The 23,489-nt window shown below is 68.6% G+C and carries 13 protein-coding genes; 2 read left to right on the forward strand and 11 right to left on the reverse strand.

Annotation, left to right across the window (positions count from 1 at the left end; genetic code table 11):
• The first annotated feature begins 16 nt into the window (after positions 1–16).
• Positions 17–1,090, forward strand: coding sequence for a hypothetical protein (locus tag HUA78_RS05005; RefSeq protein ID WP_174475751.1), 1,074 nt, complete (start codon positions 17–19; stop codon positions 1,088–1,090).
• Between the two features lie 7 nt (positions 1,091–1,097).
• Here HUA78_RS05005 and HUA78_RS05010 read toward each other — a convergent pair whose 3' ends face one another.
• The 8 genes from HUA78_RS05010 to HUA78_RS05045 form a co-directional block, all read right to left on the reverse strand.
• A complete protein-coding gene (locus HUA78_RS05010) occupies positions 1,098–2,189 on the reverse strand; it encodes a hypothetical protein (RefSeq protein ID WP_174475752.1) in 1,092 nt (363 codons plus the stop codon).
• A 120-nt stretch (positions 2,190–2,309) separates the two neighbouring features.
• Positions 2,310–3,068: an ABC transporter ATP-binding protein gene (locus HUA78_RS05015; RefSeq protein WP_141645396.1), complete on the reverse strand. Its 759-nt coding sequence runs from the start codon at positions 3,066–3,068 to the stop codon at positions 2,310–2,312.
• Positions 3,065–4,039 carry an iron chelate uptake ABC transporter family permease subunit gene (locus HUA78_RS05020; RefSeq protein WP_371745495.1) on the reverse strand — a complete coding sequence of 325 codons (975 nt, stop codon included), beginning with the start codon at positions 4,037–4,039 and terminating at the stop codon, positions 3,065–3,067. Before HUA78_RS05020 ends, HUA78_RS05015 begins: the two co-directional genes overlap by 4 nt.
• The gene (locus tag HUA78_RS05025; RefSeq protein ID WP_174461590.1) at positions 4,029–4,991 is read right to left on the reverse strand and encodes an iron chelate uptake ABC transporter family permease subunit; all 963 of its coding nucleotides are present in this window, start codon (positions 4,989–4,991) and stop codon (positions 4,029–4,031) included. The genes HUA78_RS05020 and HUA78_RS05025 overlap by 11 nt, the downstream gene beginning before the upstream one ends.
• 12 nt (positions 4,992–5,003) lie before the next feature.
• On the reverse strand, positions 5,004–6,005 hold the full coding sequence (locus tag HUA78_RS05030) for a siderophore ABC transporter substrate-binding protein (protein ID WP_174461591.1): 1,002 nt from the start codon (positions 6,003–6,005) through the stop codon (positions 5,004–5,006).
• Between the two features lie 169 nt (positions 6,006–6,174).
• Entirely contained in the window at positions 6,175–8,127 is a 1,953-nt protein-coding gene (locus tag HUA78_RS05035) for a M3 family metallopeptidase (RefSeq protein WP_141645393.1), read from the reverse strand.
• Between the two features lie 202 nt (positions 8,128–8,329).
• Positions 8,330–13,858: a lamin tail domain-containing protein gene (locus HUA78_RS05040; protein WP_174475753.1), complete on the reverse strand. Its 5,529-nt coding sequence runs from the start codon at positions 13,856–13,858 to the stop codon at positions 8,330–8,332.
• Positions 13,859–14,026: 168 nt separating this feature from the next.
• A complete protein-coding gene (locus tag HUA78_RS05045) occupies positions 14,027–14,830 on the reverse strand; it encodes an SDR family oxidoreductase (RefSeq protein WP_174452978.1) in 804 nt (267 codons plus the stop codon).
• Positions 14,831–14,944: 114 nt separating this feature from the next.
• On the opposite strand from HUA78_RS05045, the gene HUA78_RS05050 reads away from it, so the two are divergent.
• The gene (locus HUA78_RS05050; protein ID WP_174475754.1) at positions 14,945–17,575 is read left to right on the forward strand and encodes a DUF3656 domain-containing protein; all 2,631 of its coding nucleotides are present in this window, start codon (positions 14,945–14,947) and stop codon (positions 17,573–17,575) included.
• 90 nt (positions 17,576–17,665) lie between these two features.
• On the opposite strand, the gene HUA78_RS05055 is transcribed toward HUA78_RS05050, so the two are convergent.
• The 3 genes from HUA78_RS05055 to dnaE all read right to left on the reverse strand — a co-directional run bounded on the left by HUA78_RS05055 (position 17,666) and on the right by dnaE (position 23,248).
• On the reverse strand, positions 17,666–18,709 hold the full coding sequence (locus HUA78_RS05055) for a prephenate dehydrogenase/arogenate dehydrogenase family protein (protein WP_174475755.1): 1,044 nt from the start codon (positions 18,707–18,709) through the stop codon (positions 17,666–17,668).
• 85 nt (positions 18,710–18,794) lie between these two features.
• Positions 18,795–19,622 (reverse strand): crotonase/enoyl-CoA hydratase family protein, encoded by an 828-nt coding sequence (locus tag HUA78_RS05060; RefSeq protein WP_141645388.1) that lies wholly within the window; start codon positions 19,620–19,622, stop codon positions 18,795–18,797.
• Positions 19,623–19,696: 74 nt separating this feature from the next.
• Positions 19,697–23,248 carry a DNA polymerase III subunit alpha gene (dnaE, locus tag HUA78_RS05065; protein ID WP_141640669.1) on the reverse strand — a complete coding sequence of 1,184 codons (3,552 nt, stop codon included), beginning with the start codon at positions 23,246–23,248 and terminating at the stop codon, positions 19,697–19,699.
• Positions 23,249–23,489 lie beyond the last annotated feature (241 nt).

Here is a 23,489-nt window from a genome sequence, read left to right on the forward strand (position 1 = left end):
CCCAGGGAGTGGATTCATGCGACAGCGCACGAAGGTCTTGCTGGTGGGCACGGTGGCCGTGGCGTGTGGCGTGTTGAGCTGGGGCCTGGTCCGGCCCACCGAGGCGGTTGTCCCCGTCACGACGCCCGCCTCGCCGTCCGCTTCAGGCGCAGCCACGCGGCAAGCCCCTGTCACGGCCCGTCCCTCGGCCGTCACCGCGCCACCCGTGATGCCCTCCACTGCCCCAGCGCCCGGTGCCGTGGACGCGGAGCTGGAGGCGCTCGCGACGTCGCTGCGAGAGAAGTACGGGGCGAAGCTCCACGAGCCGTATCTCCAGATACGGATGGTGGAGGAGCTGATGCGCTTCTTCCAGGAGCGCTTCCCGGACCGCTGGGAGCAGGAGCTCTTGGCCTTCCTCAAGGCGAACTTCCCGGAGCACTACGACACGCTGGCGGCGATGCTGCGCAACCGCGTGGACTACGAGAAGTGGGTCCGGGACAGCGAGTCTTATTTGAGAGGGCTGAGCGACACGGAGCGCCGCGCGGCGACGTGGGACGCGCGCCACCGACTCTTCGGCAAGGAGAACGCCGAGCGCATCTGGGCGTCGGAGCGGAAGAACCAGGCCATCGCGGACACGCTGCGGACGCTCGGCGCGCAGGAAGGCGTGAGCCTGGAGAAGAAGCTGTCCACCTACAAGGAGCGCCTCCAGGAGGTGCACGGTGAGCAGGCCGCGGCCTATGTGGAGCGCCACCAGCAGGAGCTGATGAACCGCTTCCTGGACCTGCCCTCCGTGCAGACGGACCTGGGCGCCATGCCGGCCGACGAGCGCGCCAGGAGCCTGCGCTCGGTCCGCGAGGAGATGGGCCTGGACGACGAGGCCCTCCAGCGCTGGGACACGCTGGACCAGAGCCGGGACGCCCGCTGGGACGCGGGCGCGAAGTACATGGCGGAGCGGGAGGCGCTCGCGAAGGAGCTGTCCGGAGAGGCGCTGGAGGCGAAGCTGGTGGAGCTTCGCGCGCGCTACTTCGGCGGTGAGGCGGAGACGATTGGACAGGAAGAGGCCGGTGGCTTCCTGCGCTTCACCCGCCCCCGGCAGTGGGGACGCAACTGACGACGCCTCAGAGCGGTGAGTCTCCCCCTGTGCCAGGGACGGGAGGCTCCACCGGCAGAGGCAGCAGTGCCGGGGTCAACTGATGGCGCTGCTTGAAGCGCGTCCACTCCTCAATGAACCCCTCCAGCTCCTCGTGGCTGGGCCCCGAAAGCCCATCGCGAAGCATCCGGGTCATGAGTTCCTCCTGGGTCGGCGCCCTTCGCGGCGGGAGCTTCTCTCCAAAGCGCTCACGAAGCAGGCTGAAGGCACGGGGCACCCAGCCCGGGGGTCCGTCCAGGGTGAGCGCTGTCTCGAGCGCGCGTGCGGCCCTCAGGTCCACCTCCTTGTCCGCATGCCCCCGCAGGGCCTTGAGCATCATGGGAAGGGCCCGGTCCAGCGGAGGGCGCTCGACGAACCCCCGCGCCAGTTGCTCGCGCTGCGCGCCGGTCAACACCACGGGAGTCCTGACGCGTCCATCGTAGAACGCGCGGGCCGAGTCCCCCTCCGGCACCAGCCCGTACAACCCATCCCAGCGCGTCGCGGGATGCGCGGACACGCGCACCTGCCAGTCCACCCGCGCCGCCTCCAGATTCCCGCCCCGCCCCACGATGCGCTCCTGCGTCCACTTCTCGTGTGCGTTCCTCGCGAGCGTCACCGCGCGGCGATAGGCCTCCAGGTCATCATTGCTCGCCGGGTAGCGCGTCCCGTACGACTTCGCCACAGCGCGCCACTTGCCGGCCCTGTGCGTCAGGAACGCCACCACCGCGAGCCCTTTCTCGAAGCGAGCGGGTGCTGGACATGCCAGTTCAATCCAATGCACCTCGAGCCGTTCGCCCTGACGGGCATTCCCCTTCCACGCCTCGCGGACGCGCAGGCGCGCGACATGGCCCGATTCCCAGTCCTCCTTTTGAGCGCGCTCGCGCTCATCCTCCGGCAACGGCCATGCCTCCTCGACGTCCGCCCACACCACCCACTCGGCCTCCTCGGTCAGTCCCCAGAGCGTCTCCGGGGGAATGGGGTAGGCCTGGGCGCGAGGCCCCGGAATGAACAGCGCCGCCAACACCAGCGCCATCAACCGAGGGGCGTTCCTGAAACCCCTCTCGAAATCGGCCTCATGCATGGGTCGCTCTCCTCTCAAGTCACCGGAGGCTCTCCCATCCACGCGCGCGCGGAGTCATGCCGACCGCATGCCTCCATCATCCTTTCATCATGAGCCCGCGAGGCAATGGGCCGCGCGACGTCAGCGGTAATGCGTGGCAATCCAGTCGCCATTGATTTGTTGGATGGCGATCTCCAAATCATAGACAGCCCGCAGCACGTCCGGCCGCATGATGTCTTCCGAACGCCCCTGGAACGCGACCTTGCCGTCCCGCATCGCGATGAGGTGGTCGGAGTAGCAGGACGCGAAGTTGAGGTCGTGCAGCACCAGCACGAAGCTCTTGCCCAGCGTGTTGGCGGCCGTCCGCAGCTGCTTCATCATCGACACCGCGTGCTTCAAGTCCAGGCCGTTGAGCGGCTCGTCCAGGAGGACGTAGTCCGTGTCCTGGCAGAGCACCATGGCCACGAAGGCGCGCTGACGCTGGCCGCCCGACAGCTCGTCCAGGAACCGCGCCGAGAGCGCCTCCAGGCCCATGTGCTGAATCGCGCGCTCGACGTGCTCCTGGTCCTTCACCGTGGGCCGCCCCTTCGAGTGGGGATAGCGGCCGAACGTCACCAGCTCGCGCACCGTCAGTCGTGAGGTGAGGTGATTGTCCTGACGCAAGATGGCCAGCCGCCGGGCGAGTTCGTCTCCCGGCGTGGTGACGACGTCCAGCCCATCCACCAGCACGTTGCCGGAGGACATGGGCAACACGCGGGAAATCATCGACAGCAGCGTCGACTTGCCCGCGCCATTGGGGCCGATGATGGAGGTGATGCCACCGACGGGAAAACGCAGGGAGACGTCGTCCACGACGAGCGTAGGGCCGTAGCGCTTCGTGACGTTCTTCGCCTCGATCATCTCGGGGACTTCCTCATGAGCATCGTGATGAACACCAGCCCGCCCACGAACTCGATGATGACGCGCGGGTTGGTGTCGAAGGCGAAGACCTGCTCCAGGACGACCTGTCCGGCGACCAGGGCCACCGCGGCGACCAGCGCGGCGGCGGGCAGGATGAGCGCGTGCTTGTACGTGCGCACCAGCGCATGCGCCAGATTGGAGACCAGCAGGCCGAAGAACGTCACCGGCCCCACCAGCGCGCTCGACACCGAAACGAGGATGGCCACCAGCACCAGGGTGAGCGCCACCGTCCGCTGGTAGTCCACACCCAGGTTGATGGCCGTCTCCTTCCCCAGCACCAGGACATCGAAGGTGCGCAGCATCCGGAAGCCCAGGATGGACACGCCCAACGTCAGGAGGAACGAGACGACGAGCAGCTCCTGGTCCGGGTTGTTGAAGCTCGCGAAGAAGCGGTCCTGGAGGAAGATGAACTCGTTGGGGTCGATGAGGCGCTGGAGGAAGGACGACAGGCTCCGGAACAACACCCCCAGCACCACGCCCGTCAGGAGCACCAGGTGCAGGCTGCGCCGGGCCCCGCCGAACATCCCCCAGTACAGCAGCCCCGAGAAGGCCACCATGATGAGGACCTCCACGCCGAACAGGAGCCGGGGGTCCAGGCCCGCCACCGAGCCGGAGCCCAGGAAGAAGAGCAGGCACGTCTGGATGAGCACGTAGAGGTTGTCGAACCCGAGAATCGCGGGCGTCAGCACGCGGTTGCCCGTCACCGTCTGGAAGAGCACCGTGGAGACCGCGATGGCGTAGCCCACCAGGAGCGCCGTCGCCAGCTTCCGCCCCCGGAACGGCAGGACGAAGTCCCACTGTCCGCCCACGTCGATGAGCATGAACAGGGCCGCGCAGGCCATCGCCACGCACCCGAGGATGAACAGGGTGCGCTCGGGCCGCCTCACCACCACGAGGCCGTCAGCCGACACGGGCGTCCCTCCTCAGCAGGAGGAAGAGGAAGAGCCCGCTGCCAATGACTCCGGCGATGGTCGCCCCCGGAATCTCGTACGGGAAGCGCACCACGCGGCCGATGATGTCGCAGAGCAGGACGAAGCCCGCGCCCCCCACCGCCACCCAGGGAATGGACTTTCGAGCGTTGTCTCCCATGAACAGGCTGACGACGTTCGGCACCAGCAGCCCCAGGAAGGGAATCATTCCCACGGTGACCACCACCATCGCGGTGACCAGGGAGACGATGACGAGCCCCAGCGCGACGATGCGCGAGTAGCGCAGTCCCAGGTTGGTGGTGAAGGACTCCCCCATGCCCACGACAGTGAAGCGGTCCGCCGCCACATAGGCGCACAGCGTGAGGACCAGCGTCACCCAGAGCAGCTCGTAGCGACCGCGCAAGACGGTGGAGAAGTCGCCCGTCTTCCACGCGTTGACCGACTGGAGCAGATCGAACCGGTAGGCGAAGAAGGTCGTCACCGAATCGAAGACGCTGCCCAGCACCAGGCCCACCAGCGGCACGATGAGCACCGAGCGCATGGGGATGCGGCGCAGGATGAGCAGGAAGAGCGCCGTCCCCGCCAGGGCGAAGCAAGCCGCGACGAGCATCTTCCCGAGTACGGGAAGCTGAGGGGCCAGGGCCGTGGCGGCCAGCACTCCCAGGCTCGCGGACTCCGCCGACCCCGCCGTCGCGGGCTCCACGAAGCGATTGCGCGCGAGCATCTGCATCAACAGCCCCGCCACCCCCAGCGACGTCCCCACCAGCATGACGGCCAGGAGCCGGGGGATGCGGCTGATGACCAACACCTGGAGGGCGCGCTCGTCGGAGCTCGGCGAGAAGAGCGAGTCCCACGACACGTTGCTGACGCCAATGAACAGGCTGACCAGGGCCAGCAGGGCAATGACGGCGGCGGCGGCGATGAAGCGTTTCACGACCCGGGCAGCCTACTGGGCCCGCGCGGAGTAGGCGTCCGCAATCTGGCTCCGCAGGGCATTCACCGCCTGGATGCCACCGCCAATGAGATAGGTCGTCAGGGGGTCCAGGTAGACGACCTGCCCCGACTTCCAGGCCGTGGTCTGCTGGACCAGCTCGTTGTCGAGCACCTTCTGGGCCCCACCCTGCTGGCCCATGCCCGCGTCACGGTCAATCACGAAGAGCCAGTCGGGGTTCTTCTCCCGGATGAACTCCGAGCCGATGACCTCACCGTGCAGCGACGCGCTGAGCCCCTCGGCGGCCACCGGCACGCCGAAGTCACCGTGGATGACGCCGAAGCGCGAACCCGGACCATAGGCGCTGATGCGGCCCCCGGTGACGAGCACCACCAGCCCCTTGCCTCGGCCCGCCGTCGTCTCCTTCAGCTTCGCGATGGACTCCCGCAGCTGGGCCACCAGCGCACGGGCCTTCTCTTCCTTGCCGAAGATGCTCGCCAGCAGCTCCGTGTTGGCCACCACCGTGTCGATGTAATTCACACCGCCCATCGGCAGGTCGACGGTGGGGGCGATTTTCGACAGGCTCGCGTACTTCGCGCTGGAGCGTCCCCCGGTGATGATGAGGTCCGGCTTCGCGGCGTGGATGGCCTCGTAGTCGGGCTCGAACAGCGTCCCCATGCGCAGGTACTTCGCGTCGGCGAACGGCGCCAGATGGTGGGGGAACTGGTCACCCGCGACGCCGAGCACGCCCACTTCCAGCGCCTGCAGGATGTCCAGGGCGACCAGGTCGAAGACCACGACACGCTGGGGATTCAGCGGGACGACGGTGGTCCCCTGGCCGTGCTTGAAGGTCCGGCCTTGTGCTTCCAGCACCGCGGGGGCCTGGGCCACCGGCGCGGGCGCGGACTCCGAGGAGGAGCCGCCCTGGAGCTTCACGGCGATCGCTACGGCGGCCACCACGGCGACGACACCGAGAATCGCGAAGAGGGGAAAGGGACGCCTGTCAGGTGTGCTCACGGTTTCATCCAGCCAGTGCCCGCGGAACGGAAAGACCCAGGTCGCGGGCCGACGCCGCCTCACATACCAGTCCGTGCACGGACACGCACTACTTGATTCTGCAAATCAATATCGAAGTGTAGGCCCAGCGGGGGCGCCCGGAATGGCGCCCCCCTTCACGCCCTGACGCTCACGCCGCCTTGTTCAGCCAGGCCTCGTACGCGTGGAAGTCGTAGTCGCGACCCAGGAAGGCATGCACCAGCCTGGCCGCGTCGTCCGAACCGCCCGGCTCCAGCACCGCGCGCCGGTACGCCTGCGCGGGCTCGGGGGACAACATCCCCTGCTTCTGGAACACGGTGAAGAGGTCCTTGGCGATGACCAGCGACCACATATACGTGTAGTAGTTGGACGAGTACCCCTCCAGGTGCCCAAAGGACAGGTGGAAGTACGTGCCCTCCACGTAGGGGAACGGCGTGTACGTGCCCTGGAGTTCCCTCACCAGCGCGGTGGCGTCCAGGCCCGCCGGGTCCCTCCGGTAGATTTCCAGGCTGAGCGCCGCGTAGAACATCTGCTGGCGCACCCACAGGCCCTTGCCGAACTCCTCCGCGCTGCGCATCCGCGTCACCATCTCCGCCGGCAGCGGCTCGCCCGTCTGGTAGTGCTTCGCGAACGTCTGGAGGCTCGCCGTGTCGCGCGCCCACTCCTCCAGCATCTGCGACGGCGCCTCCACGAAGTCCCACTCCGTGCGCACGCCGGACACGCCCGCCCAGCGCGTGTGGCCGCCGAAGATGTGGTGCAGCAGGTGGCCGAACTCGTGGAGGAACGTCTCCACGTCGTCATGCTGGAGCAGCGCGGGCTCCGTGCCGGGCTTGGGGAAGTTGCACATCAGCACGCCCTCGGGCAGCCGGCGGTCGGACTTGCCACTGGTGAGGGTGAACTGCGCGGCGTGCTTGTACTTGTCCGCGCGCGGGTGCATGTCCAGGTAGAAGCGGCCCTTCACCGTGCCGCCCTCCAGCACGTCGTAGGCCTCCACGTCCGGGTGCCACACCGTGGCGTCCTGGATGCGCCGGTACGTCACGCCGAACATCCGCGCCGTCAAATCCAGCATGCCCTGCTTCACGCGCGTGTATTCGAAGTACGGGCGCACCGCCTGCGAGTCGAAGGCGTACTGCTCCGCCTTGATGCGGTCCTCCAGGTACGCCTGGTCCCACGGGTCCACGCGCGCGGCACCCGGCACGTCCCGGCGCTTGCGCTCCAGGAGCAGGGCGTAGTCGCGCTGCATGCGCGCGCCGGACGCGTCGGAAATCTTCGCGATGAAGTCCGCGGCGGCCTGCTCGTCGCGAATCATCTTGTCCTCCGTCGCGAAGGCCGCCCAGTTGCGGTAGCCCAGCAGCGTGGCCAGCTCGTGACGGCGCGCCACCATGCGCTCCAGCACGTCCGTGTTGCTGGGGTGGCCCCGCATGCGGAAGGCCCGCCACATCTGCTCGCGCGCCTTCGCGTCGCGCGAGTACGTCATGAAGGGGATGATGTCCGGATAGTCGGTGGTGATGCTCACCTGACCGTCCGCGCCCGGGGGATGGGCCCGGACGTAGTCGTCAGGCAGCCCGTCCAGCGCGGAGGGCGGCAGGGACACCGCGCGCGTGTCCTGGAGCATGTTGCGGCTGAACTCCTGGCCAATGCGGACCAGCTCATCGTTGAGCGCCTTCACCCGCGCGCGGGTGGCGTCATCGCGGTCCACGCCGGAGCGGCGGAAGTCGCGCAGCACCTTCTCCATCCATTTGCGCGTCTGCGCGTCCTGGCCGGAGAGGTCCAACGAGGCGAGCACGTCGTAGACGCCCCGGTCCATGCGGATGTCGGTGGCGAGCGTCTCCAGCTCCTGCTCGGCGGCCTCGGCGGCCTCGCGCATGGCGGCCTCCGGGTGGGAGTGCCGCGCGACGCTCGCGCGGGCCCCCGCATCGTCCAGCGAGGCCATGGCCTCGTCGTACAGCTCCAGCACCTGGACCACGTCGAAGGGGGCGCGAAGCGCCTTGAGGCGGGCGATTCCGGCGCGGGTGGCCTCCATGGCGGCTTCACCGGAGCGTCGGAACTCGGCGGGCGGACAGGTGATGAGGCGGACGGCGTCGGGGACAGGCGTTTCAGGCACGGGCTGCTCTCCTGGGCGTGCTGCTGACGGGAAGTGTGCGCCGCAAAGGTAATCCGCCCGCCGCCTCCGGGCAGCAGCCTTTGATGGCCGGACGGCACTCTGGCCGACAGTGGGCCCGCCGCGCCTGAGCCTCGGAAGACAGGGAGGCCGCCCCGGCGTACAGCCAGGACGGCCTCCCGTACCGCTCAGGATGTCCCGCGGACTACGGCCGCTCGGTCCCGCTCAGGGAGTTCTGCGGCTGGCGGCCGGTGCGAACCACGAAGTCCGCGCTGTTGTTGTTCAAATCGGAACCGTTGCCCCGGCTCGCGTCGGAGCCGCCCTCCGCCATGGTGGCCTGCGTCGACGTGGGCAGCGCCTTGCGCTCGATGCTGCCGCCCGCCGCCGGGTGGAACGGACCGGCCGCGGAGCCCTCCGGCGAGTTCGCCGTCCCCCACCCCAGCTTGTCCACCTCGATGGGCGAGGGCGTCGTCAAATTCCGGCCGATTCGGACATGGCCGCCCGCCGTCGTGGAGGCCGACAGGTCGAAGCCGGACCACGTCGCATCCGCAGCCAGCGCTCCGGTTCCGGTGTAGCCCGTGTGCGCGAGCAGGAAGTAGCCATGCGCCGGGATGACCTTGCCCGCGGGAATCACGAAAGTGCCCGTGTACGTGGAGCCGGCCGCCGACTTGTACTGCAGCATCCAGCCGCTCAGGTCCACGTCCTGGTTCGTCGGGTTGTGCAGCTCAACGAACTCGTCCGTCTGGGACGTCGCGCCACGTCCGCTGACCTCGCTGATGACCACGTGGTCCGCCACCGGGATGACCTCGTCCACCGTTACGGTGCCGTAGATCGCCGGCACCCCAGGCGCGACGACGCCGTTCTGGTCGCAGTAGACCCACGCGTCAGCGCCCGCCGGGCCGCGCGTGAAGCGGTAGCGGAAGCCGTAGAGGAAGCTCCCGTTCGTGGGAATCTGGAGGGTGGCCAACATCTCGTCGTCGTTGCCGCCGAGCGCGCCGTAGCTGGGGTTCGGCGTCGCGGGCACCCACGTCCAGGACTCCGGGGCGTTGGCGTCCGTGCCGTAGCCCAGCTCCGAGACGAGGTACGGGAAGTGGTCATTGCCCGCCGTGCTGCGCGTCGTCACCTGCGGCTCGTAGACGCGGCTGGTGACCTCATGGGAGGAGCCGCGCGCGATGACCGCCGGGAACGACTTGGGGGACTCGATGGCGCAGAACTCCACGGGCGGCTGGATGTCCACGCCGCACGTCTCGTTGGGCAGGCCCGGCGTGCCCCGGTCTCCGCCCGACAGCTCGTCGTTGGACGCGCACCAGAACCAGGAGTAGCGGCTCGCGGTGCTGCCCACCAGCTCCGAGGACAGGCTCAGGGAGCGGCCCGCCACCAGCGGGAACTCCTCGTCGTAGGTGAGGTCGTCCATCACCACGCCATTGACGCGCAGGGACAGCTGGCCCGTGCTCTCCAGCTCCAGGGCGTTCCCATAGCCGTAGTCCGCGTCCACGCCACCGTTGGTGGCGAGGTCCGGGTTGCTCGCCAGCACCAGGATGCCGCGCGCCGGCAGCACCACGGCCGCGCCCGGGCCCTTGTCCACCGAGACGGTGGTCGTGGCCGAGGAGATGAGCGAGAGGCCGTTGATGTTGAGCAGCGCGTCGGACGTGCTCGTCACTTCGATGTACTCCGTCGTGCCAGTGCTCGGGGAGGCCATGACCTCGGTGATGATGAGCGTGCGCTCTCCGGGCGCCGCCGCCGTGGTGCACGCCGCCTGGTAGCAGACGGCATCCACACCGGTGCACGCTGACGCGGTGGGCACGTAAACGCACGTCGGCTCACCGGCCAGAATCTCGCAGGTGGCCTCATACGTCACCACCTCCACGCCCGACTCGGAGCACTCGGGCGCACGGGGCGCGCACACCTGGCTGCCACACGCGCTGGGCAGGTCCAGGGAGGTGGTCGTCAGCGGGCTGGAGTTCCCCGCGCCGTCCACCACGCGCACCGCGAAGTAGTACGTGCGGCCCACCGCGAGGCCCGCGACGGTCGCCTCCTCCTGCGCTCCAGGCAGGCCCGGCGTGCCCGTGGGCACCACCACGGCCACCTCGAAGTTCGTCTCGTTCAGCGGCGCCAGGCCGTAGCGCAGCTGGTAGGACGAGGCCTGGCCCAGCTGGCCGTCGTCGCCCGTGGCGACCCAGCGCAGCCTCACAGAGTCAGCGCCCACCACGCTCGCCTCGAGCGTGGCCACCGGCGAGGGCACCTGGTCGTCGATGATGGACAGCGCCCTGGAGGCGGCCGGCAGGCTCGCGTCGGACACGGAGGCGGTCAGCGTGTAGTCCCCCTCCTGGGCCACCGAGAGCGTGGTGAAGCGCGCCACGCCCGCGACGGCCGTGGCGGTGACGTCACCGTCGAGCACACCGCCGCCCGAGAGCGAGAGCGTCACCACCGGGGCACCACTGGACGAGGTGTTGCCGAACTCGTCCTGTACGGCCACGCTCACCGCGGCGAGCACCTGGCGCACCGAAGCCGAGCCCGGTGCGGACACGAAGCCCAGCCGCGCCGGGGCAGCGGCGTCCACCGTCACCTCGCGCGCCGCCGACACCGCGAGCGCGGCGTCCGTGAAGGTGACGGTCTGCGTGCCCGCGGTGCGCAGGGCAAGGGTGAAGCCATGCTCCCCCTGGTCCGCCGCGGTGAACGTGTGGGCGGTGAGCGGCCCCGCGTTGGCATCCGTCGCCGACGGCTGCACCGTGCCCACGTAGTCGCGGGACAGGTTGTCGAAGCGGTCCCTCGCGCTGACGGAGAACACATGGGCGACACCGGCCGTCAGGGACTCTGTCACCGCCGACACGCGCAGCGCGGTGGCCACGCCGGCGCTCACCGTCACGGCCTCGGAGGCGGACAACGTCGCCTGCTGGGTGTCCACGGCGGACAGCGTGGTCGCCTGCGCCTGGGCGAACGTCACGCTGAAGACGTGCCGGCCCGCATCCGTCTCGGTGAAGGTGTACGGCCCCGGAACCGTGGCCCCGGGGTCCTGCGCCACGCTCAGCGCCACCGTGCCTCGATAGCCGGCGGCCTGATTGCCATACGCATCCACCAGCGTCACCGTCGCGCTCACCGACTGACCGGCGGCCGGAGACGCCGTCGACAGCACCAGCGACAGCGACTCCGCGTTCCCCGGGGACACCTGCGTGCTCCGGGTGATGGACAGTGCCCCGCCCACTTCCGCCACGGTGATGGAGCGCTCGCCGGCGCTCTCCAGCGTCACGCTGAACGTGAAGCGGCCCGCATCCCCGGCGGTGAACACGTGCTCGGGAGGCAGCGTGGCGCGAGGGTCGTCCGAGGCGAAGTCCACCTCGCCGGTGTAGCCCGTGACGAGGTTGCCAAAGCGGTCCCTCACGCTGAGGGTCAGCGTGTGACTGCCACCCGCCGCCGCCTGCGTCGGCAGCCCCTCCAGGTCCAGGTGGTGGGCGGCGTCGTTCGTCACCTCCACCTCCATGAAGGCCGTGAGCTGCGCGTTGGCGGTGTCGGTCGCCGTCACCCGGCGGAGGCCCATGTTGGCCAGCACGACGTCGGAGAAGACGTGGCGTCCCTGGTCCTGCGCGGTGAAGGTGTAGTCGCCGGGCAGCTCCGCCTCCGGGTCCGTGGACGTGAAGCGCACGGTGCCCGAGTAGCCCTTGGCCACGTTGTCGAAGCCGTCGAACGCCGTCACCTCCACGCTCTGTGACTGGCCGGCGATGACGGGCGCCACGAGCCCCGTGAGCGCCAGTCGGGACGCCGCTCCCGCCTCGATGACGAACTCATCGCTCTGCACCGTCAGCCCGTTGGCGCTGGCGGAGAAGCGATAGGTGCCCGCGCGGTCGATGCGCAGGTCGGAGAAGAGGGCCACGCCAGAGGCGGCGGAGACCTGCTTCGGCTCGAAGCCCGAGCCCCCCACCAACGACAGCGTCACCGGCAGGCTGGCCGTGGTGACGACCTCGCCCTGCGCGTTCTGGAGGGAGACTCGCACGCCCGCAAGCGACACGCCCGCGGTCCCATTCACCGGCTGCGTGGTGAAGGCCAGCTGCGTCACCTCGGCGTTCAGCGTCTGGAAGGACAGGCTGTTGGAGAGCGCGGAGTTGCCGCGGTTGTCCGTCACCCGCAGCGCGACATGGTACGTCTGGTTCGCGACCAGGTCGGTGACCTGCGCGGACTCGGCGGTGCCTGGCTCGGCGGGAGCATTCACGCCCCCCACCGGCGTCGCCGCGTCGAACTCCGCGTCGGTGAGGATGGGGGACAGCGAGTAGCGCAACGTCTGCGACGTCGCCCGGCCCACGCTGCCGTCATCACCCACGGCCACCCACGTCACCGTCGCCGACTCCGTGCCGAGCGTCCCCAGCGAGAGCACGGGCCGAGCGGGCGGCACGTCATCGACGACCGAGATGGCGGTGCTGCTCGCCTCCGTCAGCCCCGTCGCGCTCGCCCGGAGGTGATAGCTGCCCTCCGTGCTCACCCGCAGCCCGGTGAAGCGAGCCACGCCCTCCACTGGCGCGACCTCCTGAACCCCGGAGAGGTCGCCTGTTTCCACCAGCGACACCGCCACGGGAGGAGCCCCCACCGCCGAGAGGTTTCCAAAGGCATCCCGCAGGGACACCTCCACCGGAGACAACACGGCGCTCGTCGAGGCCGACGCGGGCACCTGGGTGAACACCAGCGCCGACGCCTCCCCCGCCACCACGCCCACGTCCTGCTGGGCGCGCAGCGCGGCGACACTCGCGTCCTGAAGAGTGACCTGATGGCTGCCCGCGCGCTTGAGGACAACCCCCGTGAAGGTGAAGCGCCCCGCATCCGTCTGGGTGAAGGCATGGGGCCCGGGCAGCGAGGCCGTGGCATCCGTGGAACTCACGGACAGCGTGCCGGTGTAGTTCGTGGCCACGTTGTCGAAGGCGTCACGCACCGTCACCTGCGCCGAGCGCGCCGCGCCCGCGACGGCGGTGGACTCCAGCCCGTCGATGTCCAGCGAGGCCGCCGCGGCCGGAGCCACGGAGAACTCGGTGCTCGTCGCATCTTCCATCCCCGCCGCCGACGCCTTGAGCTGGAAGTTCGCGCCGGCCTTCTTCAGCACCACGTCCGTGAAGCTCGCCGTGCCACCCACCGGCGTCACCGTGAGCGTGCCCTCCAGCGCGACATCCCCCGGGTTCGCCGCCAGGGACAACGTCACCGCCGCCGTCGCGCCCAGGACGGGACGACCTTGAGCGTCGCGGAAGCGCACGTTCAGGCCGGTGATGGGCGCGCCCGCCGTGGACTCCACCGGCGCGGGGATGAACTCCAGCCGCGTGGCCACCAGCGCGACGAAGTTGAACGAGGGCCGGGAGGCCAACACCACCGCGCCCCCTTCGGCCGCGACGGAGACCGTCACCCGCTTGGTCCCCGCGTGGGCCGTCACCACGGTCGCCACGGCGACGCCCTGGCTGTTCGTCTGTCCCGGCTGCAGCACCAGGTTGCCGTCGCCCTCCACCGCCACCGTCACCGTGCGCCCCGCGAGCGCGGTGCCGTTCTTGCTCTTCACTGTGACAGTGACCGTGCCCTGGTCCGCGCCGTCCGCCAGCACGTCCCTCGCCGGCGTCAGGACCACCGTGGATGCGGTGGCGTCCGGCAACGTCGAGGGCGTGGGCAGGGGCTGCGGATCCGGGTCATCACCACAGCCAACGAACAGGCCAAGACACAGCGCGGCCAGCCCGAGGAGTCGGGCTGACGGGGCAAGGCGTACGGACATGCGGATCTCCGGGATGCGAGCTGTCCCCCCCAGGGAAGACTCCACTCGCGGGTTGCAATGCCTTGTACCAGACATCGCCACCCGCCACGTAGACCCAGGCCACAAGTTTGCAATTACAACAAATTTCACAGAGGAGGTCGTGAGCACCCCATCCCCCTCTGTGTCGGGCTACATCCCAATGGCCGCCATGAGCGCGGCGCCGCCCAGCAGGGACTGGCCGCCATCGCAGACCATGATGGAGCCGGTGATGTAGGACGCGGCCTCCGAGGACAGGAAGAGGGCCAGCCGCGAGATGTCCGCCTTGGTGCCGAAGCGCTGGAGCGGCAGGGCCTGGGCGAGCTTCTGGTGGCCCTCCTCGCTGGGGGCCAGGCGGCGCATGCCCTCGGTGTCCTCGATGGGGCCGGGGGTAATCGCGTTGACGCGCACGCCGGCGCCGCCCCACTCGAGCGCCAGCACGCGGGTGAGCATGTCCACGCCGGCCTTTGCGGCGCACACATGGGCCTGCATGGCCATGGGCAGGTAGGCCTGGGGCGCGGAGATGTTGATGATGCTGGCGCCGGGCTTGCGCAGGTGTTCGAAGCCGGCGCGACAGAGGTTGAAGGTGCCCAGCACGTCGATGTCCATGACGGCCTTGAAGCCGTTGGAGGACATGCCCAGGGCCGGTGCGGGGAAGTTGCCGGCGGCGCCACAGATGAGGATGTCCATCTCACCGTACGCGTCGCGCACCGTCTGGAGCGCCTTCTCCACGGAGGCGTAGTCGCGCACGTCCGCGGCCACCCCCATGGCGGTGCCGTGGGCCTGGAGGCCCTTCACCGCGCCCTCCAATTTCTCCACATTGCGACCGTTGATGGCCACCTTGGCCCCCGCCTTCACGAACGCCTCGGCGATGCCGAGGTTGATGCCGCTGCTGCCGCCCGAGATGAACGCCACCTTGCCCGCCAGCAGCCCGTCCTTGAACACGCCTTCAGCCATGACTCGTCTCCTGTGGAAGCAACCGGGCGGCGACTTGACCAGAACCTGCCGCACTGCGTCCACGGGCGCGTGAGGACGGGCGCGATGGCAGCCTCGCTGTGGTAGAGGGCGGACATGCGCCGTCGTCCTGAAATCCTCGCCCCCGCTGGAGACCTCGACTCGATGAAGGCCGCGCTGGCCAGTGGCGCGGACGCCATCTATTTCGGGCTGGACGAGGGCTTCAACGCGAGGGCCCGGGCGGAGAACTTCTCGCTCGCCACCCTGTCGGAGACGCTGGCGCTGGTGCACCGCGCGGGCGCGCGCGCGTTCCTGACGATGAACACGCTGGTGTTCGAGCCGGAGCTGCCGGTGGTGGAGGACATCCTGCGGCGTGTGGCCGCGGCGGGCGTGGACGCGCTCATCGTCCAGGACCCCGCCATCGCGCTGGTGGCTCGCGCGGTGTGTCCCCAGATGGAGGTTCATGCCTCCACGCAGATGACGATTTCGAGCGCGGAGGGTGCGCGCTTCGCTCGCGGATTGGGTGCCACGCGAATCGTCGTGCCGCGTGAGCTGTCGGTGGCGGAGATTGGACGGCTGGCGGCGGAGACGGACATCGAGCTGGAGGTGTTCATCCACGGCGCGCTCTGCATGTCCTGGAGCGGCCAGTGCCTTACGAGTGAGGCGTGGGGTGGGCGCTCGGCGAACCGGGGACAGTGCGCGCAGTCCTGTCGGCTGCCGTATGACCTGGTGGTGGATGGACAGACAAAGGACCTGGGCGACGTGCGCTACCTGCTCAGCCCCAAGGACCTGGCCGGTGTCATGGCGGTGCCGAAGCTGATTGAGATTGGCGTGCACTCGCTGAAGATTGAAGGCCGGCAGAAGGGGCCTCAGTACGTGGCCACGGCGGTGCAGGGTTATCGACGCTGGGTGGACGGTGTGTCGGCGGGCAAGGCGGACACGGGTGCGCTGCGCAAGGACCTGGCCGACATGACGCTGTCGTACAGCCGGGGCTTCTCGCACGGCTTCTTCGCGGGCTCGGACCACCAGACGCTGGTGGAGGGGCGCTTCCCCAAACACCGAGGCGCGTACCTGGGCGTGGTGGAAGCGGTGCAGGGCCGCGACGTGCTCGTGGCGGAGGACCCGGAGGGACGTCCATGGACGGGCGGGCTGGGGCAGGACGACGCGCGGACGAAGTCGGAGGCGCCGCAGGGCAAGGTATCTTCGCCGCTGGAGGGCGATGCGCCGGTGGCCGCGGAGCTGTCCCCTCGCCCGGGCATGGGCGTGGTGTTCGACGACGGGCACCCGGAGGACAAGCACGAGGCGGGCGGACCGCTGTTCCGCGTCGAGCGCACGAGTCACGGCTGGGTGCTGGGCTTCGGCAATCCCGGGCCGGACATGGGGCGGGTGGCGCGCGGGCAGCGCGTCTGGGTGACGAGTGATCCTTCCCTGGCGAAGCACACGGAGGAGCTGCTGGCGCAGGGTGAGCCCGAGGGCCGTGTCCCGCTGGCGCTGACGGTGTCGGGGACGGCGGGAGGACCGCTGGTGGTGACGGGTACGGCGCGGGGAGGCCACGTGGCCACGGCGTCGAGCACGGTGCCGCTCGCGCAGTCTCGCGGGGGTGGGATGGACGCGGCGCTGCTGAAGGACAAGCTGGCGGCGCTGGGTGGCACTTCGTTCCACCTGACGGAGCTGGACACGACGGCGCTGGGGTCGGGGCTGCATCTGCCGGTGTCGGAGCTGAAGGCGCTGCGTCGCTCGCTGGTGGCGGAGCTGACGGAGGCGGTGTCTCGGGGACCGGCGCGCACGGTGCGGGAGACGGCGGTGCTGGAGGAGGTGCGGGCCTCGCAGCGCGAGCGCGTGGTCGCGTCACCGGTGGCTGACAGTGCGTTGCTGTTGCCGCTGTGTCGGACGGACGAGCAGCTCGAGGCGGTGATTGCGGCGGGGCTGCCGGAGGTGGAGCTGGATTGGATGGAGTTGGTGGGGCTCCAGCGGGCAGTGGAGCGGGCGCGGGCGGCGGGGCTGCGCGTGACGATTGCGACGGTGCGGGTGCAGAAGCCCGGCGAGGAGGGCTACGACGCGCGCATCGCGAAGCTGAAGCCGGACGCGGTGCTGGCGCGGCACTGGGGCGCGATGATGCACTTCCTGGAGCGGCCCTTTGCGCCGAGGGAGTCACGGCCGGCGCTGCACGGGGATTTCTCGCTCAACGTGACCAACTCCGTGACGGCGCTGCATCTGTTGGGGCTGGGGTTGGACACGCTCACGTTCGCGCATGATTTGGACGCGGTGCAGTTGGGGGCCATGCTGGAGCACCTGCCCGCCGAGCGTTTCGCGGTGACGGTGCACCACCACATCTCGACGTTCCACACGGAGCACTGCGTGTATTCGCACACGCTGTCGCATGGGCGCGATTTCAAGAGCTGTGGACGCCCGTGCGAGAAGCACCGGTTGTCGTTGAGGGACCACAAGGGCCTGGAGCATCCGGTGGTGGTGGACGTGGGCTGCCGCAACACGGTGTTCAACGCGCAGGCGCAGAGCGCGGCGTCACTGGTGCCATCGCTGCTGGCGCGAGGAGTGAAGCGTTTCCGGGTGGAGTTCGTCCGGGAGTCGCGCGAGGAGGCCACGCGTGTCCTGGGGGCGTATCAGGAGCTGCTCGCGGGCCGCATCTCTCCGGCGGAGACAGTGCGCCGCGCGGCGGTTCATGAGCAGTTCGGTGTGACGAAGGGGACCATGAAGGTCCTCAACCCCACGTTCACCGTCCAGCGCTGAGCTGGGACGAGGCGGCGAGCGAAACGGTCCGGTGTGGTTGCGGCAAGGGCTTTCGCCGAAGCGTTCAGCGAGGGGCGCTACTCCCGGGGCTCACGCTTCCCCGTCGGGTCCAGCGACGGAGTCACGGGAAAGGCGAAGCACGGCACGGAAGACATCGTCCAGCGCGGCGGTGTCGAGGCCGTCCCGCTCGGCCCACTGGCGTCGGGTCTCCATCATGGAGGACTCACGCTCCGCATCGGGAAACGGCAAGCCGTGCGCCGACTTCACACGGGCCGCCTCTTGAACGAGGCGTGCGCGCCGAGCGAGCAAGGACACGAGTTCGCGGTCGACACTGTCGATGCGCTCTCGAACCCCCAGGAGCGCGGGGGGTGCGGACTCAGGCGTCGGACTCGCGGCCCCTGCTTGTGGTTCGAGTCCCTGATGGAGCTGAGTGAGTGCATCCATCAACCGGACACGGGCCTCTCGCGCATACGGGTTCTCCGTCTGCACGACGGCGAACAGGTGTGGCACCTCCAGCCGTGCGTACTCTTCAAGCCGAGCCATGGGCTGGAAGCTGGGAGGCGCGAAGGGCAGGTCTCTGCCCGCCCCTGCCTTCACAAGTCCGTGGGCCAGGAAGAACGTAAGCACATGGGTGCGGGACATCAGCTCGTCATGGGCCTCGGGCGACATCTCCGTCACCTCGCAGCCCAGGAGTTCGAACAGCGCACGGGTGCGGCGCACGGCCTCTGGGTGGAGAGTGTTCGGACACACCACGGTGCGCCGAGTATCGCCACGCGCGAGGCTCGCGGGGCCGAAGAGCGGATGCGTGCCCACCCAGGGAATGTCACGACCCAGCACGGAGGCGAGCACCTGCACCGGCCGCACCTTCACGCTGCCCACGTCGATGACGAGGTGGGAAGGCGACAGAATGGGGCGCAGCGTCGTCAGCGCCTCGCGCATGACAGAGACAGGCATCGCCAGTACGAGGACCGTGGAGCGCGCGGCCAGCTCCGCGAGCGAACGTACCTGCAGCTTTGGAGGGACCTCGTCCTGCCTCGGGTCAAACACGCTGTGCGGCACGCCCGCGTCGGACAGCAGCCCCGAGAGGGCGCGACCGAAGCGCCCATAACCCAGCAACCCAACCGTCTCCGTCATGCCGTGGGACTCCCGAGACTCGACTTCACGGGAATCCTCGCACTGCGAGAGCAGCGGGTGGAAGCCCCTCGTGAGAGGGGCGGGCTCACCGGCCCACGAATTTCGCGGGGCGACGCTCGGCGAACGCGGAGAAGGCTTCTGCGAGGTCGTGGGATTGGAGGAACGCGGAGTTCCACACGGCGACGTAGCGCAGGCCGTCCGACGTGGACTTGTCCGCGCAGTATTCCATCACCTGCTTGGCGCCCTGGACGACGAGGGGCGGGTTCTCGGCGATGCGTCGCGCGGTGGCGCGGGCCTGGGTGAGCAGTTCCTCGGCCGACGGGAAGACCTCGTTGACGAGTCCCATGCGGAGGGCGCGCTCGGCATCCACGTCGCCACCGGTGTAGGCCAGCTCGCGAGTGTGTCCCTCGCCGATGATGCGCGGCAGGCGATTGAGAGCGCCCAGGTCCGCGACGATGCCGACCTTCACTTCGCGCAGGGAGAACTTCGCGTCGCGGGAGCAGTAGCGGAAGTCACACGCGGCGATGAGGTCCATGCCACCGCCGATGCACCAGCCATGCACGGCGGCGATGAACGGCTTGCGACAGCGGGCAATGCCTTCGGTGGACTGCTGCATGTCGCCAATCAGCTTCAGGAGCTTCGTGCGCTCCTGGGCGAGGTTGTTGTCACCGGTGAGCAGCGGCCCCAGGGACTCCATCATCCCCATCAGGTCCAGGCCATAGGTGAAGTGGTCCCCGTTGCCCCGGACGAGCACCACTCGCACGGATTCATCCTCGTCGAGCGCGCGAATGGCCTCGGGCATCTCCCGCCAGAAGTCCGGGCCCATGGCGTTGCCACGACCGGGGCCCAGGAGAATCACTTCGGCGACTCCATCCGCCTTCTCGATCCGCAGCGACTTGTAGGTGGTGTCCATGACGGCCTCCCGCGTGAGTGGGCGAACCGTACCTCACCCACGCGGAAGCGGCGTGGTGCCGAAGCACCCCACCGTCACCCGAACTCCACCACCCGCATCCCAAACAACCGGTCCACCGCCAGCAGCAGGTCGTCATGCACCTGCACCTTGAGCGACGTGTTCCCGATGAGCGCCTCCGCCTCACCGTGGAACAACACACTCACGGCCACCGGCGTGGCACCGGCGAACTTCTTCGCCAGCTCATGCAGCTTCGCCACGCGGTCTTCCGTCAGCAGGTCTGCCGGCACGCGCAGCTCCAGCCGCTTGGTGCGCTTCTCACGCACCTCCTTCAGGCTCTGGATGTCGTCGACAATCAGCTCCGGCGTGGGCGAGTCCTCGTCCCGCTGGCTGATCTGCACCGTCCCCGTCACCAGAATCGGGTCGTCCGACTTGAGCAGGTGCTCCCAGTTCTCGAACCCCGGCTTGGGCCCCTGCTTCGCCCACTTGCCATCCCGCCCCATGACGTTGCGCGTGCCGTCCTTGCCCGGGAAGCACACCAGCTCAATCGACCCGGACAGGTCTTCAATCGTCACCCACGCCATGCGCTTGCCCGTCTTCGTGGGCCGCTCGCGCAGCACCGTGACGACGCCCGCCACCGTGAGCTTGTCGTCCTTGCGCGCGCGCTGCACCGACGTAATCGGCTTCGCGTAGCGCTTGAGCTCCTTGTCGTACTGATGCAGCGGATGGCCAGACACGTAGAAGCCGATGGCCTCCTTCTCCAGCGCCAGCCGCTCCTTCTCCGACCACTCCTCCACCACGACGTAGTCGTCCTTCATCGCGGCGCCGCCCGAAGCGGGCCCCGCGAGCATGCCAAACAACGAGCTCTGCCCCGCCGCCTTGTCCTTCTGGCTGGACGAGCCGCGGTTCATCGCCCGCTCAATCGTGTCGAACACCTGCCGACGCGGACGCTTCTCGAAGTCGAACGAGCCCGCCTTCACCAGCGCTTCCAACACCTTCTTGTTGACGCGCCGGCTGTCCACGCGCTCGCAGAAGTCGAAGAGACTCTTGAAGGAGCCGTCCTTGCGCGCATCCAGGATGGACTCGATGGCGCCCTCGCCCACGCCCTTGATGGCGCCCAACCCGAAACGAATCTTCCCCTCCACCGCGCCGAACTGGAGGTCGGACTGATTCACGTCCGGCGGCAACACCTGGAGGCCCGACTCGCGCGCCTCACCAATGTGCTTCACCACCTTGTCCGTGTTGTCCTTCTCGCTGGAGAGAAGGGCCGCCATGAACTCACAGGGGTAATGCGCCTTCAGCCACGCGGTGTGAATCGTGACGAGTCCGTACGCCGCCGAGTGGCTCTTGTTGAAGCCGTACTCAGCGAACTTCTCCATCAGGTCGAAGATTTCGCCAGCGACCTTCAGGTCGACGCTGTTCTTCGCGCAGCCCTCGAGGAAGCCGGCCCGCTCGGCCTGCATGACCTCGGCCTTCTTCTTGCCCATGGCGCGGCGAAGCAGGTCCGCGCGGCCCAGGGTGTACCCACCCAGGACCTGCGAAATCTGCATCACCTGCTCCTGGTACACGATGACGCCGTACGTGTCCTTGAGCACCGGCTCCAGCGCGGGATGCGGATACGACACCTTCTCCCGGCCGTGCTTGCGGTTGATGAAGACGTCCACCATGCCGGAGTCCAGAGGACCCGGGCGATAGAGCGCGCCCGCGGCGATGACGTCTTCGAAGCAGGACGGCTTGAGCTTCACCACCATTTCCGTGAAGCCACTCGACTCCATCTGGAAGACGCCGGCCGTGTCGCCCTTGGCCATCAACTCCCAGACCTTGTCGTCATTCAGCGGAATCTCATGCCGCGGAATGTCCTTCTCGTGGTTGCGCTTCACCAAATCCAGCGCGTGCTGGATGACGGTGAGGGTCTTCAGGCCGAGGAAGTCGAACTTCACCAGGCCCGCCGCCTCCACCTCGTCCTTGGCGAACTGGGTGATGAGCGTCTTCTCACCCGGCGGCTGGTAGACGGGCACGAACTCCCACAGCGGCTTGTCGGCGATGACCACGCCGGCCGCGTGCATGCCCGGCTGGCGGTGCAGGCCCTCCAGCGCGAGCGCGATCTCCAGCACGTCCTTCGTGGTGACGGGCCGCCCCTCCACTTCACCGATGTTGGAGGGCTTCTCCATCATCTCCTTGAGGCGAGGCTCCATCTCGATGGCCTCCTTCAAGGTGATGTTGAGGACTTCCGGCACCAATTTCGCGATGCGGTCACCTTCGCTGAAGGGCAGCGCGAACACGCGACACACGTCGCGCAGCACGCTCTTCGCCTTCAGTGAGCCGAAGGTGATGATCTGCCCCACGTTCATCTCGCCGTACTTGCGGCCGACGTACTGGATGACCTCGTCCCGCCGGTCCTGGCAGAAGTCGATATCGAAGTCGGGCATCGACACGCGCTCCGGATTCAGGAAGCGCTCGAACAGGAGGTTGTACGGAATCGGGTCCACGTCGGTGATGCGCAGCGCGTACGCGACGAGGCTGCCGGCGCCGGAGCCACGGCCCGGGCCCACGGGGATGCCCATCTTCTTCGCCCAGTTGATGAAGTCCTGGACGATGAGGAAGTAGCCGCTGAACCCCATCTTCTGGATGACGCCCAACTCCAGCGTCAGGCGCGCCTGGTACTCCTCCCGGTCGATGGGATAGCTGACGGTGGCCGCCAGTTCGATGAAGCGCTCGCGCAGGCCCTCGTAGGCCAGCTCCGACATGAAGCTGTCCGGCGTGTGGCTGTCCGGCACCTTGAACGTGGGCAGCATGGGCTTGCCCAGCTTCAGCTCCAGGTTGCACTGCTCGGCGATGCGCTGCGTGTTGTGGACGGCCTCCGGAATCTCCTTGAAGAACTCCAGCATCTCCGTGGGGCTGGTGACGTAGAGCTTGTCCGTGGCGTGCTTCATCCGCTTGCTGTCCGCCAGCGTCTTGCCGCTGGCGATGCACATCAGCAGCTCGTGCGCGCGCGCGTCCTCGCGCTTGATGTAGTGCGCGTCCGCGGTGGCGCACAGCGGGATGTCCATGTCCCGCGACAGCTGCATCAGGTTCACGTTCGCCTTGTCCTGCTCAGGCATCCCGTTGGACTGCACTTCGAGGAAGAAGTGCCCGGGCTCGAAGATGTCCTTGTACTCCTGGGCCGCGCGGCGGGCGTGGTCCATGTCCCCACGGAAGCACGCGCTCGTCACCTCACCACCCAGGCACGCCGTCAGCGCGAAGAGCCCCTTGCTGTGGTCCGCGAGCACCTTCTTGTCGATGCGCGGGTGGTAGTAGAAGCCCTGCATGTACGCGGTCGAGGACAGGTAGCGCAGGTTCGCGTAGCCCTCCGCGTTCTTCGCCACCAGGATGAGGTGGTGGTTGACCTTCTCCGAGCGGTCCTCGCGACCCTTGGCGCCCGCGACGTACGCCTCCATGCCGAGGATGGGCTTGATGCCCGCGTCCTTCGCCTTCTTGTAGAAGTCGATGGCTCCGAACATGTTGCCGTGGTCCGTCACGGCGACACTCGACATCCCCTTCTCCTTCACCGTCTTGATGAGGTCCTTCATCCGGATGGCCCCATCGAGCAGTGAGTAGAGCGTGTGCAGGTGGAGGTGGGTAAAGGACATGGCCCGAACACTACGTTCGGCCCCGGCCTCCCGCTACTCTCTCGAACGCGTCAGGGTGGCCCGTCCCACAGGCCGAGAAATCGGCCTCGAAAGTCGTTCTGTCGGGAGCGGAAAGGCGGGGCGCGGCCCGAAATCGGGGCCCCCAGGGCCGGTGGGCCGGGCTCTCCCTCCAGCCGTCCAGGCGGGCGCACCCGGGGCGAAACTCCAGGGCCGGGGGGCTTCACACTTCTTCACGCCCGGT

It is taken from the genome of Myxococcus sp. CA033 (genome assembly GCF_013336625.1).
In the GTDB taxonomy this organism is placed as follows: Bacteria; Myxococcota; Myxococcia; order Myxococcales; family Myxococcaceae; genus Myxococcus; species Myxococcus llanfairpwllgwyngyllgogerychwyrndrobwllllantysiliogogogochensis.